This is a genomic window from Centipeda felix, assembly GCF_900186465.1.
Lineage (GTDB): Bacteria > Bacillota > Negativicutes > Selenomonadales > Selenomonadaceae > Centipeda > Centipeda felix.
This window is the reverse complement of the sequence record NZ_LT891958.1, coordinates 481,309-494,270: the sequence shown is the minus strand read 5'-3', so window position 1 is coordinate 494,270 and position 12,962 is coordinate 481,309. Positions and strand designations below refer to the sequence as shown.

The following is a 12,962-nucleotide window of genomic DNA, read 5'->3' as shown; positions in this document are numbered from 1 at the left end:
GCGCTGCATCGGGGAGGAGGACAGCGTTGACGCATAGAGGACTGACAACGGCAGAGGCGGAGGCGTCGCGCCGCATCCATGGGGTGAATGTCCTGCCGGAGCCGGCGCGGCTGACCTTCGGGCAGGCGTTTTTGGAGACATTCCGCGACCCGATGATCCGCATCCTGCTCGTGATGGTCGCACTCATGGTCGCGATGTACTTCGTCGGCTATGCGGAGATCTATGAACCGGTCGGTACGATTGTCACGGTGCTCATCGTGGCAACGGTGACCGCGCGGACGAGCCTGACGAGCGACGGCGAATACCATGCGCTGCGCGCGCGCACGGCAAAGGACAGGGCAAAACTGCGCCGCGACGGCGGCCTCCACGTCCTGCCCGTGGATGAGATCGTGGTGGGCGACCTCGTCATCCTGCAGGGGGGCGACAAGATCCCCGCCGACGGTGTACTCATTTCAGGTGACCTGCGTGTGAGCAACGCAGCACTGAACGGCGAGACGGAGGAGTGCCATAAGCGCGCCGATGCGGCTGCCGTATTTCCGGAGAAGACGACGGGGGATACCTTTGTCGATGGCACGACGCTCTTTCGCGGGAGCGTCGTCTTTGACGGCGAGGGCATACTGCAGGTGTGCCGCGTCGGTACTGCGACCATGATGGGACAGATGGCGTCGGAGATGCAGGCGCGTGAACCCGCGTCTCCGCTGCAGGTCAAGCTCGCCAAGCTCGCCGATCAGATCTCGGCGTTCGGCTATATCTCGGGCATCGTGATCGTCGCGCTCTACATGATGTTCTTCACCCTGCGCGCGGGCGGCATCGAGGCCTATGTCCTCCTCGGCTGGGGACAGGTTCTCGTGGACGTGATCGAGGCGGTCTCACTCGCCATCCTCATCATCGTCTGTGCTGTACCTGAGGGGCTGCCGCTCATGATCTCCATCGTCCTGATGCAGAATACGAGCCGCATGCTCTCACGCGGCGTGCTCGTGCGCCGCGCCGTCGGCATCGAGACGGCGGGTGCGCTGAACATTCTCTTCAGCGACAAGACGGGGACGATCACGGGCGGGCGGCTCTCGGTGGTCGAGTTTTTTACGGCGGACGGTGCGGTGTACGGCGCAGATCTCCTCGCGGGAGAGACGGCGCTCGCGGAGCAGCTGCGGCTTGCCATCGGCAGAAACACTGCCTCCATGTACGATGAGAGCGGGACTGTCGTCGGCGGGAATCCGACCGATCAGGCGGTCATGTATGCCCTGGGGGAGAAATACTATCGTGCTCTGCAGGCGGATGAAAACGCGCGTACGGGGCAGCGGCAGACGTTCAACTCGGTGAATAAATTCAGCCAGGCAGAGCTGCCCGCGCGCGGCGTTGTCGTCTATAAGGGCGCCCCTGAGGTGCTCCTTGCCCGCGCACAGTATGCACTCAATGCGGCGGGAAATGTCGTGCCCTACGATGCCGGCGCCCTGACGGAGACGATCAACGCCTACGCCGCGCGCGCCATGCGCGTCCTTGCGTTCGGGTATTCTGCATCGGCATTCTGCACGAATGAGGTGAATGCGGACACCGTGCTCATCGGCTTTGCCGCGATTCGCGACGATGTACGCCCCGAGGCGCGAGCGGCGATCGCCGAGGTGCAGGCGGCGGGCATCCAGGTCGTCATGGTGACGGGCGACCGCCGCGAGACAGCGGTCGCGATCGCACGTGATGCAGGTCTCCTGCGTGCGGACGGGGAGCTCGTTTTGACGAGCAGCGACCTCGCGCAGATGGACGATGCTGCCGTGCAGCGCGTCCTGCCGCAGCTGCGCGTGATTGCGCGTGCCCTGCCGACAGACAAGTCGCGCATCGTGCGCCTCGCACAGCAGATGAATCTCGTCGTCGGCATGACGGGAGACGGGGTCAATGACTCGCCTGCCCTGCGGCGCGCCGATGTCGGCTTTGCAATGGGGAGCGGCACAGAGGCGGCGCGGGATGCGGGCGACATCGTTATCCTCGACGATAATTTCCGCTCAATCAAGGACGCGATCCTCTATGGACGCACGATCTACAACAACATCCTGAAGTTCTGCCGCTTTCAGCTCGTCATCAACATTGCCGCCGTTGTCGTCAGCGCACTCGCGCCGTTCTTCGGCATCATGGAGCCGCTGCGCGTGACGCATCTGCTCTTCATCAACCTCGTCATGGACAGTCTCGGGGCGATCATGCTCGGCAACGAGCCCGCCCATGAGAGCTATATGCACGAGAAGCCGCGCCGCCGCGACGCGAGCATCATCAGCCCCGCGATGGCAGCACAGATTCTCTGGATGGGGACGTGGCTGGTGCTGCTCAGCTTTGCCTTCCTCACACAGCCAGTTTTTGCCGCATGCTTTGCAGGGCAGGCGGAGCAGTACACGGCGTACTTCCTGCTGTTCGTGCTGGCCTCGCTGATGAACGGGTTCAATGTGCGGTCGAGCGGCTTCGGCATCTTCCGCGATCTCGGGGCAAATCCGGGATTTCTGCGGGTTTGGGGCGGCATCGTCCTCATCATGGCGGCCATCATCAATGCACCGCTTTTCCCGCATGAGGTCGGCGCGTGGATCGGTGCAATGTTCAGCTGCACGCCCATCCATGCAGGCGGCTGGGTGCTCGCCTTCCTCCTCGCCGCAACGATGCTCCCCGTCGACCTCCTCCGCAAGGCGATGGTACGCGGCCTGCGGTGAGGGGGGATCAGTGATTCCCTAAACGAAAGCCTCCCCCGTGGTCACGGGGAGGGGGAGAGATCACAGGGGTAGGGGCACAAGAATCCATTATCTAAAGTCGGGTACGTACTCTGTGCCGACCGCCTCCGCACCCTGCACGTAGACCTGCGTCATGCCAAGATCACGTGCGGCATCGACGACGGACTCGTACTCGAAGGTCGTGAGCCGACGGTGGAGCGGCGGGAACTCCGCCGCGCGATAGAGCGGGGTATACTGCCGCATGAGACTGAGCTGTATGCACTCACCGAACGCCTTCCAGAGACGCCGTACGAGGGCGATGCTCTCGTGACGGTGTCCCGGCAGGACGAGATGACGGACGAGGACGCCGCGCAGGAGCCGTCCGTCCGCGGCAAACTGCAGTGCGCCGACCTGCTCGACCATGGCACGGAGCGCGACAAATGCGGCCTCTGTATAGTCGGGGGCGGCAGAGTAGAGCCGTCCGCTCTCCTCCGCGTTGTACTTGAGATCGGGCAGGTAGATATCCACTACTCCCGCGAGGCGTGCGATATTCTCCTCCGTCTCATAGCCGCCCGTGTTCCAGACGACAGGGAGGGTCAGCCCTTCTGATCGTGCACGCGCGAGTGCGGTGAGAATCTGCGGCGTGTAGTGCGTCGGCGTCACGAGATCGAGCGTTGCGGCGCCCTGCGCCTGCAGCGTGAGAAACGCCGCCGCAAGCTCCTCCTCCGTCATCTCTCTGCCGTGTCCCTCGTGGCTGATCTCGTAGTTCTGACAGTAGACACAGCGGAGTGTGCAGTGGGCGAAGAACACCGCCCCTGCGCCGTGCGCTCCCACGAGGCAGGGCTCCTCCCATGTATGCAGCATCGTGCGCGCAACACGCGCCAGCCGCCCTGCGCCGCAGAACCCGCGCCCGCCTGCCGTGCGGTCGACGCCGCAGCGCCGCGGGCAGAGCGTACAGTGTTTCAGCAAATCAATCAATCGTTTCTCCTTGTATGTTGTATGTGTTGGGGGCTATGAAGTTGTTCTCTCGTGACTTTCTCGCCCTTTCAATCATGCTCACTTACTCTGCAGCGTGCTGAGATTCTTCCGATAGAAAGTCGCATGCGTTACGGGCGCCCCCCATTGCCTCACTGCGTTCGGCACTTCCCCCGCATCGGCGGGGGAAGCTATATTGCCGTTTCCATACTCGCATCGGCGGGGGAAGCTATTATGGCCGTTCTTCAAAGCCTCCCCTGTGATCACGGGGGAGGGGGCCGCTTGCGGTGGTGGGGGCACAATTCAAGCGAAGCGCGTTTAGGAATCCGCAGGTATTTAGGCAGATAAGTGTGCGGCCGCCTGTGCAACGAAGTGTTTGCGAGGAGCACGCACCGTAACTATAGGAAGCACTGATAAATTCGGTACAACCATCTTGACGCATCTTTTTTGCCCGCACTTCGGCGGAAAATCCTCCACAGAGCACCACTCTGCGTCCGGTTTTCCACCTCGTTCGGACGAAAAAATCTACGCCAATCTGGCAGACCTCATTTTATCAGTGTTTCCTATATTTTCGCACAAGAAAACCGAGACGGCAAGTCCGTCTCGGTTCTGTCCGATCAATGAGAGATATTACGGAAGTACGACATCAACCCCCAGGTCTGCGGCAGCGGCACGAATATCGGATGGTGGCTCCGTATCCGTGACAAACCCCGACAGGGAATTGAGCGGTGCATAGTCATAGTTGCCGTCCGCAGCGAATTTGCGCGCCTCTGCGAGTACGTAGGAACGCTTGCTGCGTGCGATAATGGTTGCCTTGTTGAGTCCGTCGTCGATGTCGTAGGTGGAGACACTGTTTGCCTTAACGTTGACGCCGACGGCGCCGACAAAGGCAATATCGGGCTTCAGCTTTCCGATGAAGTCCTGCGTCATACCGCCCCAGAATCCGTCACGTCCGCGGTTGATCTGCCCGCCTGCAAAGATCAGCTCGATGCGGGGATTGCGTGCCAGGACGCCGAGCACATCGACCATGTTCGTGACAACGGTCAAATCACGGTCGCTCTTCATGAGCAGTTCTGCAATGGCAAGGTTGCTCGTGGACACGTCGAGGAAGACCATATCCTTGTCATGGATGAGAGAGACAGCTGCCTGCGCGATGCGCCGCTTTGCCTCGACATCCATGTGACGATGACGGCTTACCTCGATCATGTGAACGCTTTGGGTCAGTTTCACGGCACCACCGTAGGTGCGCTTGAGGCGTCCTTGCCGCTCCAGTGACCCGAGATCCTTGCGGATGCAGTCCTCGGTGACTTTGAATTTGGCGCTGAGCTCCTTGACCTTAACCTTGCCGTCACGCTCCACCATGCGGACGATGAGCTCTTGACGCTCCTCCAGAAACATGATATTCACTCCCTTTACGCAGATGAAAATAGAAACGCTCATATATCTGCGATTCAATGTAGCGTCCATCCTTTGCATTCAGTGTAACGCAAAACAGACAAAATAGCAAGACAATTTTATCTATTGAATTAAATTTATAGGAGTGAAATCATCATTTATATTCTATTATAATAAACAAATTCCTGCATTTCGTAGTATTAAATTATGATTATATGGGAATAACAAGAAAAATCCCCCGATCACGATGATTTCCATTGTCCTGTATACAATGTTGATATCGTAGTAGGACGTATCTGATCGGAGGAATTCTTATTCGAAAAAAACCATTCTGTTTACTAATCGAAAGAAGATGTTTTACGCACCGACTTTCAGCTTATCGCGTCCGAAGACGTGGCGATTGAAACCGATCTCTTCCTGTGTCATGCCGAGTGCGAGCCCGACGAGCTGCTGCAGGTGGAGGATGGGCATGTCGGTCTCACCGCGGACCGCGTCGCGTCCCTCGGGTCCGTACATATCGAGCTGCATCTGGCAGAGCGGGCATGGGGTGGCGATGAGATCGGCATCTGCGTGTGCCGCACTTGCGGCGATCTGTCCCGTGACGGTCAGCACGTCGTGCTCGGCGGTGAACTGTGCGTGGAAGCCGCAGCACTTGCGCCCCGCATCGAACCAGACGGGCTCCCCCCCGAGGCGGCGTACGAGACGCTCGAAGGACTCGGGATAGTCGCCTTCCTCATAGTGCATCTGCGGTTTCGGACGCAGAATGTGGCAGCCGTAGTAGCAGGCGACCTTTGTCCCCTGCAGTGCGTCCGTGATCTTCCCGTCGAGCACCTCGGGATGCTCATCGAGGACCCAGAGGAAATGCGTGATGTCGCTCGTCCCCTGATATGCGTACGGATGACCTGCTTCCTCCAGGATGGCATTCACCTTGTCCTTCAGCCCCGGCTCATGGTCGAGTCGGTATTTTGCCGTGCGCAGCTGCAGCGTGCAGGTGTTGCAGACAGTGAGGATGGGGAGTCCCATATTCTCTGCGATGGAGATGTTGCGTGCGTTTATGGCGAGCATGGCGAGGTCGTTCACGCCCTGCCCGTGGGATGCGCCGCAGCACGTCCAGTTCGGGATTTCTTCGATCTCAATGCCGAGCTTTTCGCAGACCTTCTTGAGCGAGGTATATGCCTCGGCTGCCGCGCCGTCGAGGACGCAGCCCGGGAATAGTGCGTATTTCATTATGCGTCCTCCTTATCGGCGTTCTCCGCCGCCTTGACAATGGCGTCGATGGTCTTGATCTCGGGGTTGACGGGATGCTTGGCGAGCGGATCCATCTTGCCGACGTTCATGAGGCGCAGTGCCATCGGCAGGCGCAGGCTCGACATGAGGTATCCCTCGGATTTGATGTTGAGCTTCGACTCGTCAAGCGTGCCGGAGGTCTGGATGTCATCGTAGATCGCCTTTGCGTGGCGCGCACCGACGTTGTCGTCGAGGTGATGCTTAAAGGTTTCCGCCTTCAGCTTCTCGATGGCACCGGCGGGGTCGAGCCCTTTCGGACATTTTGCTGTGCACTCCTGACAGTTGAAGCAGCGCCACAGCCCGGCCTCGATGACGGCCTTCAGATGCTCCTCGGGGCTTTTGCTGCGCGAGTCGGCGACGAGCTTCTCCGCCTTGACGAAGGCGAAGGGATCGAGGAAGTCGTCCTGATTCAGTGTGTTCTTGTTGCACTCGGAGACGCAGGATCCGCAGAGAATGCAGCCTGCGTATTTTTTGTACTTGTTGAAGTCCTCGGGGGACTGGAGACAGCCCGTTTCCACCGTGAACTCGTCCTTCGGATGGAGGGAGGGTTTTACCTTTTTGAGGCGCGCGTATTTTGGATCCCAGTCGACGATGAGGTCGCGGATCACGCGGAAGTTGCCGAGCGGCTCGATCGTGAGCTCATCGCTCTGATAGCGTGCCGTGAGGTCGTCAATCAGCACCTCGCAGGAGAGCTCGGCGTTGCCGTTGACGCGCACGGCGCATGCGCCGCAGATGCTCGAACGGCAGGAGCAGGTGAAGGAGAGCGTCGGATCCTGCTGCTCCTTGATGTAGGTCAGTGCGCCGAGAACAGTAAGTCCTGTGGAGCGCGGCACGGTGAACGTGTCCACCCACGATTTGCCCTCGACATAGCGATGGATTTTGAGTGTTGCGTCCATGTCAATACTTCCTTTCCTTTGGCGGATACTTCGTGATGACGACGTCCTTGTACTCCGCCGTGTACTTCCCGTCGGGCTGCTTGTAGATCAGCGTATGCTTGAGGAAGTTCACATCGTCGCGCTTTGGGAAATCGCGGCGCGAGTGTCCGCCGCGGCTCTCCTTGCGTGCCGCCGCGCCCTGCACGATGGCATGGGAGATCTGCAGGAGATTGCCGAGCTCGACATACTGCTCGAATGCTGTGTTGTAGACATGGGAGCTGTCGCCGACATAGCAGTTCTTGTAATCCTCTTCGAGTGCACGCAGTTCCTTCGAGGCCGCTTCGAGCTGCGCACCGTCACGGAACACGCCCGCCTTGTACCACATCGTGTTGACCATGGCATCGCGGATCTCGGGAACCGTGCGGTTCGTCGTGTGCGGACGTGCGGTCACCTTGTCAAAGTGATCCTTCCACTTCGTGCACGCTGCGGCGAGCTGATCCTGTGTGCCCTCGTAGCTGTGTTCCTTGGCGTAAGCGGCGGCACCCTCGCCTGCCGTTTTGCCAAAGACGAGCACCTCGGAGAGACTGTTTGCCCCAAGGCGGTTCGCACCGTGGACGGAGACGCAGCTGCACTCGCCCGCCGTAAAGATGCCGGGGATGCGCGTCGCGCCCGTCTTGTAGTCGGCCATCTCAAGGCCTCCCATGGAGTAGTGGCAGGTCGGGCTGATGAGGACAGGCTCCTTCGTAATATCAACGCCCGCAAAACGCTTTGCGAGGCCGTAGACCTGCCCGAGGCGTTCGTGGATGCGCTCGGGCGGGATCTTTGTAAAGTCGAGGTAGACGCCGGCGGTCAGCCCCTCGCCGATGCCGCGTCCCTGTTCGATCTCCGTAGCGATGGCGCGTGCGACAATGTCGCGCGTCGCGAGCTCCATCTTCTCCGGGGCATATTTCGACATGAAGCGTTCGCCGTTCTTGTTGAAGAGCTGTGCGCCCTCGGAGCGGCTGGACTCGGAGAGCAGAACGCCGTTGACGGAGAGACCTGTCGGATGGAACTGCACCATTTCGGGATCCTTGAACGGGATCCCGACGTTCATGCCTGCGACGATGCCGTCGCCCGTCGAGCTGTACGGATTGGAGGTACGCACCCAGTAGGCACGGCCGTAGCCGCCTGTGGCAATGATGATCGTCTTCGCGGGAATGCCGATGAGGTCGCCCGAGCGCATATCCATCGCGACAATGCCCGCGAGTTTGCCGGCGTCCGTCATGCTGATCTCGAGCATCTGGCACTCGGAGATGAAATCAATATTGTGTGCAAGGCACTGTTCGAAGAGTGCGTGCACCATGGCGTGTCCCGCACGATCCTCGAAGTATGCTGCACGCGGATAGGATGAGCCGCCCATCTTGCGCTGATGGAAGTGACCATCCTTCTGACGGTTGTACGGATAGCCCATGTAGTCCATCTCGAAGATGGTTTTGCCCGCGTTCTCCGCGAAATACTCGACTGCGTCCTGATCACAGAGATAGTCGCCGCCCTTGATCGTGTCGAATGTGTGCGACTCGATACTGTCCTTAGGGTCGGTGACGCCCGTCACGCCGTTCATGCCGCCCTGCGCCATCGTCGATGCCGAGCGCGTCGGGACGAGCTTCGTCAGGACAGCGACCTTCAGATCCTTGTTCTGAGCTGCCGCGAGTCCTGCACGCATCCCTGCACCGCCGCTGCCGATGACGAGCACGTCATAGGTCACGTCGCCGCGCCGTACCTGCTCCGGGATGTTCTTTCCCCCGCAGCCGAGATAGGCACCGGACATGAGGACAACGCCCGCCGCTGCTGTTCCCTTGATAAAGGTGCGGCGTGAGATTTCCATTGCCATTGCTTTTCCCTCCTAATGATACATAGAATCTATTTCAATTATAAATAAATCCTATAATAGGTTCCTATTTCGTTCTTGGAGAAAGAACTCCTTCTTTTTGGATAAAAGAAGTACTTTACTGAATATTGCGGAGTATAAGGGCTAAAATGGCACAAAAAAACTCCCCTGACGAAGCGGGGGAGGGGGCTATTCGGTGGCGGGTGTGCTGTGAACGGAGGCTGCGTGTGTGCTGCTGCATCAGAACTGACAGTATGCCGGCATTCCCGTGCTTGCGCAGCGCGCGGGATGTTGTTAGAATACAAGGGAATCGCTGATAAAATGAGGTATGCCAGATTGGCGTAGATTTTTTGTCCGATTGAGGCAGCAAACCGGACGCATAGCGAGGGCTATGTGGAGGATTTGCTAACGATAAGCGGGCGAAAAAGATGCGTCAAGATGGTCGTGCCGAATTTATCAGTGCTTCCCAAGATATCAGTACTTCCTTAGCTGCGCAGGGCACGGCGTTTGAGGACGTAGTTCCACACGGTGACGATGCCGGCGGCAATGATCTTGGCGAGCATGTAGTAGACGCTGAGTCCGTCGACGAGTACCCACATGAGGAGCTGGTTGAGGGCAAGTCCTGCGATGCTCGAGCCGAAGAAGAGGATTTTCGCGCGGCGCGTTTCGGCGGATGCGCCATGAAAGACGTAGATGAGGCAGAGACGATAGTTGACAAAGACGGAGATGCTGAAGGAGATCCCCGACGAGAGGAGATAGTAGAGCCCTGCATACTCTGTGAGGATGTAGAGCAGCCCGTAGTCGAGCAGGAAGCAGCCGCCCCCGACGAGGAGGAAACGGAGAATTTCATGAAATCTGGATGGCATGGGTCACCTCGGAGGATTGAACTGCGGCGTGAATATCGTCTGCTGTTTCTGCATGCTGCACAGAGGCACTTGCTCTGCTAAGGTTCACTTAGGAACATGGTGCTCTCTTGCTTCGATATATTGGTGCAGAAGGATGATCATACGATATCGCCGCTGAAGAAAGGAATCCTATATATGATACAAAAGTTTTTCCGGTTGTTCAAGTCGCCCCTTGTTCTTCTGCTCGGCATGGCACTCTTCCTCGGCGGGTGCGGGGGGGATGTGACGGCGGAGGAGACGCGGATCGTGATGGGGACGGTGGCACGTTTGACCGTGCGTGCGGATGAGATCACGTCGCAGGCGGCGCTGCGGGACGGGATGGCGGTGCTCACGGCGACGGAGGAGGATGCGGACGGTGCGGTGCTCGCCCGTGTGGAGGCGGCGGCAGGAACGGGGGAATGGACGGAGGTGCCGTCCGGGCTCTATGAGACGCTTGCCCTTGCGCAGGAGATGGCGCGCCAGTCGGACGGCGCGTTTGATATCACTTCGGGCACGCTGACGGAGCTGTGGGATGCGGCGCGCGCCGCGCAGTATCCGCCGACGGCGGAGGAGGTCGCCGCGGCGCGCGCACACGTCGATTGGCATGCGCTTGAGCTGCGAGAGCGTGCCGCTGATGATGGAGATCACACGGAGGTGCGGCTTCTGCGCGCGGGGATGAAGATCGACCGCGGCGCACTCATCANCTCCATTCCAGAGAGCTCCTGCCGCGCCAAGAACGCCGCATCCATACGCGCGGCGGACTGCTCTGCGAGCAGCGCACTGCGGGCAAAGATTCCGAGCACGGCGGCGGCGGAAAGCACAATGCAGCCGAGGATCACTGCCTCCATGAGTACCCAGCCGCGCGCGTCATTCCTCATCGCGGCCTCCGCGCTGGAGTCGGATGCGTGCCGCTGATGATGGAGATCACACGGAGGTGCGGCTTCTGCGCGCGGGGATGAAGATCGACCGCGGCGCACTCATCAAGGGGCTGGCGCTCGACGGCATCGCGCGCAGCTGGGCGGCAGGCGGCGCAGTGAATGCTCTTGCCGATCTCGGCAGCAGCTCGATTCTCGCGTGCGGCGTGAATGCGGAGGGGGAGCCGTGGCATATCGGCATCCGCAATCCGCGCGGGGAAAGCCGCAGCGATCTCGCTGCGGCGGCGCAGCTCTCGGATGCCATGCTCTCCACATCGGGCGACGATGAGCGGTATTTCCTCTGCGAGGGGCGGCGGTATCACCATCTCGTCGACCCGCGCACGGGCTGTCCCGCAGAGACGGGACTCGCGTCCGTCACCGTCATTCTGCCGCAGAATGCGATGGAGGAGACCGCGTGGGCAGGGCATGAGGGACAGCTCTCGGATATGCTCTCGACGGCAATCTTCGTCATGGGCGCGGAGCGTGGGCGCAGCCTCCTCTCGGAGATTCCGGGTGCACAGCTCATCTTGATTGGGACAGATGGACATGTGATCGAGTGACAAAAAGGCCTGCCATTCGGAAGCGTATTCCGAAGGCAGGCCTTTGCTGCAGAGAAGGTCACCCGATCTGTGTGACGTGGCTGACGTTGAAGCCCTTTGCCGCGAGACGCTCCCTGACTGTCTCCACATCCGGTATGTCGGCGCGGATGATGATGTCGTAGGTGCCGCTCGGCTGGGGGATGGTGACCATGCTGTCGATACTGATGTCAAGATCGGCGAGTATGGTGGCAATGTCGCGGAGGACGCCCTTGCGGTCGGTGACCGCGATGGTCAGGCGCGTCTTGCCGCTGTCGAGTCCCATGATGGTGACGAAGGCGCGGAAGATATCCGTGGAGGAGATGATGCCGACGACTTTGCCGATCTCGGAGAGGACGGGCATGCCGCCGATCTTTTCGCGCGCCATGATGAGCGCCGCTTCCTCGATCGTCGTTGTGTCGGTCACGGTGATGACGTTCTTCTGCATGACGTCAGCGACCTTGATCTTCGAGAGCAGGGTGCGCAGCTCAAAGCGGTCGAGCGTGGTTGCTGCCGAAGGCGAGGCACGCAGGAGGTCGCGGTTTGTGAAGAAGCCGACGAGCTTTCCGTGCTCGACGACAGGCAGGCGACGGAAATGCCCCTTGTCCATGATCTTTGCCGCCTCGTCGATCCCCACATCGGGGGCAATGGTGATGGGGTTCTTGGTCATGCAGTTGGCAACAAACATAATGCTCCTCCTTGCAGGGATGAATTTGTATATTACTGTAATATTCGCGCTTTAGGGCGTGTTTTCCTTCTTTTCTTATCCGCCCAGATAGGCCTTGCGTACCTCCTCGCTCGCCGCGAGATCCTTTGCGGAGCCCGAGAGCGTGATGCGTCCCGTCTCGAGAACGTAGGCACGGTTTGCGATGGAGAGCGCCATATTGGCGTTCTGCTCGACGAGCAGGATGGTCGTGCCCGCCTTGTTGATGTCAACGATGATGGAGAAGATTTCCTTGATGAGGAGCGGCGCAAGCCCCATCGACGGCTCATCGAGGAGCAGGAGACGCGGACGGCTCATGAGTGCGCGTCCCATGGCGAGCATCTGCTGCTCACCGCCCGAGAGCGTGCCCGCCTGCTGGGAGATGCGCTCCTTCAGACGCGGAAAACGCGTAAAGACCATCTCCATGTCGCTCGCGATGCCGTCCTTGTCATTGCGGATGAAGGCACCGAGTTCGAGATTCTCGAGGACGGTCATATCGGCAAAGATGCGCCGCCCCTCGGGCACCTGTGAGATGCCGCGGCGTACGATGTCGTGGGCGCCGAGCCCCGCGATGCCCTGTCCCTCAAAGTCGACGGCGCCGCTCTTCGGAGCGATCAGCCCCGAGATCGTGCGCAGCGTCGTGGACTTGCCCGCACCGTTCGCACCGATGAGGGTGACGATCTCCCCCTGATGCACCTCAAGCGAGATGCCCTTCAGTGCGTGGATTGCACCGTAGTAGACGTTGAGATCCGCGATGCGGAGCATGGGGATGCCGTTCTGCGGCTGTGTTGCTTCGTTTGCCATGA

Annotated in this window: 9 protein-coding genes and 2 pseudogenes; 3 read left to right on the top strand and 8 right to left on the bottom strand. The window is 59.9% G+C overall.

Annotated elements, in window-relative coordinates; translation table 11 throughout:
- The first annotated feature begins 26 nt into the window (after positions 1–26).
- Positions 27–2,684, top strand: a complete 2,658-nt coding sequence (locus C1713_RS06810; protein ID WP_102493414.1) for a cation-translocating P-type ATPase — start codon at positions 27–29, stop codon at positions 2,682–2,684.
- 87 nt (positions 2,685–2,771) lie between these two features.
- On the opposite strand, the gene C1713_RS06805 is transcribed toward C1713_RS06810, so the two are convergent.
- The 6 genes from C1713_RS06805 to C1713_RS06770 form a co-directional block, all read right to left on the bottom strand.
- On the bottom strand, positions 2,772–3,659 hold the full coding sequence (locus tag C1713_RS06805; RefSeq protein WP_102493413.1) for a radical SAM protein: 888 nt from the start codon (positions 3,657–3,659) through the stop codon (positions 2,772–2,774).
- A gap of 627 nt (positions 3,660–4,286) precedes the next feature.
- Positions 4,287–5,054, bottom strand: a complete 768-nt coding sequence (locus tag C1713_RS06795) for a DeoR/GlpR family DNA-binding transcription regulator (RefSeq protein ID WP_050341740.1) — start codon at positions 5,052–5,054, stop codon at positions 4,287–4,289.
- Positions 5,055–5,408: 354 nt separating this feature from the next.
- Entirely contained in the window at positions 5,409–6,278 is an 870-nt protein-coding gene (locus C1713_RS06790) for a CoB--CoM heterodisulfide reductase iron-sulfur subunit B family protein (protein ID WP_006690294.1), read from the bottom strand.
- Positions 6,278–7,234 carry a succinate dehydrogenase/fumarate reductase iron-sulfur subunit gene (locus tag C1713_RS06785; RefSeq protein ID WP_006690293.1) on the bottom strand — a complete coding sequence of 319 codons (957 nt, stop codon included), beginning with the start codon at positions 7,232–7,234 and terminating at the stop codon, positions 6,278–6,280. The genes C1713_RS06790 and C1713_RS06785 overlap by 1 nt, the downstream gene beginning before the upstream one ends.
- Position 7,235: 1 nt before the next feature.
- The gene (locus C1713_RS06780; protein ID WP_102493412.1) at positions 7,236–9,083 is read right to left on the bottom strand and encodes an FAD-binding protein; all 1,848 of its coding nucleotides are present in this window, start codon (positions 9,081–9,083) and stop codon (positions 7,236–7,238) included.
- A gap of 482 nt (positions 9,084–9,565) precedes the next feature.
- Entirely contained in the window at positions 9,566–9,946 is a 381-nt protein-coding gene (locus tag C1713_RS06770; RefSeq protein WP_102493411.1) for a GtrA family protein, read from the bottom strand.
- 96 nt (positions 9,947–10,042) lie between these two features.
- On the opposite strand from C1713_RS06770, the pseudogene C1713_RS06765 reads away from it, so the two are divergent.
- Positions 10,043–10,654, top strand: a pseudogene (locus tag C1713_RS06765) (FAD:protein FMN transferase); the annotation flags it as partial.
- Positions 10,655–10,865: 211 nt separating this feature from the next.
- Positions 10,866–11,438 (top strand): annotated as a pseudogene (locus C1713_RS06760) (FAD:protein FMN transferase); the annotation flags it as partial.
- Positions 11,439–11,496: 58 nt separating this feature from the next.
- On the opposite strand, the gene C1713_RS06755 reads toward C1713_RS06760, so the two are convergent.
- The gene (locus C1713_RS06755) at positions 11,497–12,141 is read right to left on the bottom strand and encodes a CBS domain-containing protein (protein ID WP_009753773.1); all 645 of its coding nucleotides are present in this window, start codon (positions 12,139–12,141) and stop codon (positions 11,497–11,499) included.
- Positions 12,142–12,216: 75 nt separating this feature from the next.
- Positions 12,217–12,960, bottom strand: coding sequence for an ABC transporter ATP-binding protein (locus C1713_RS06750; RefSeq protein ID WP_102493410.1), 744 nt, complete (start codon positions 12,958–12,960; stop codon positions 12,217–12,219).
- Positions 12,961–12,962: the final 2 nt, after the last annotated feature.

Coding starts and splice junctions, on each gene's coding strand:
- C1713_RS06795 (WP_050341740.1), bottom strand. CDS start 5,054: ATGTTTCTGGAGGAGCGTCAAGAGCTCATCGTCCGCATGGTGGAGCGT.
- C1713_RS06790 (WP_006690294.1), bottom strand. CDS start 6,278: ATGAAATACGCACTATTCCCGGGCTGCGTCCTCGACGGCGCGGCAGCC.
- C1713_RS06785 (WP_006690293.1), bottom strand. CDS start 7,234: ATGGACGCAACACTCAAAATCCATCGCTATGTCGAGGGCAAATCGTGG.
- C1713_RS06780 (WP_102493412.1), bottom strand. CDS start 9,083: ATGGCAATGGAAATCTCACGCCGCACCTTTATCAAGGGAACAGCAGCG.
- C1713_RS06770 (WP_102493411.1), bottom strand. CDS start 9,946: ATGCCATCCAGATTTCATGAAATTCTCCGTTTCCTCCTCGTCGGGGGC.
- C1713_RS06755 (WP_009753773.1), bottom strand. CDS start 12,141: ATGTTTGTTGCCAACTGCATGACCAAGAACCCCATCACCATTGCCCCC.
- C1713_RS06750 (WP_102493410.1), bottom strand. CDS start 12,960: ATGGCAAACGAAGCAACACAGCCGCAGAACGGCATCCCCATGCTCCGC.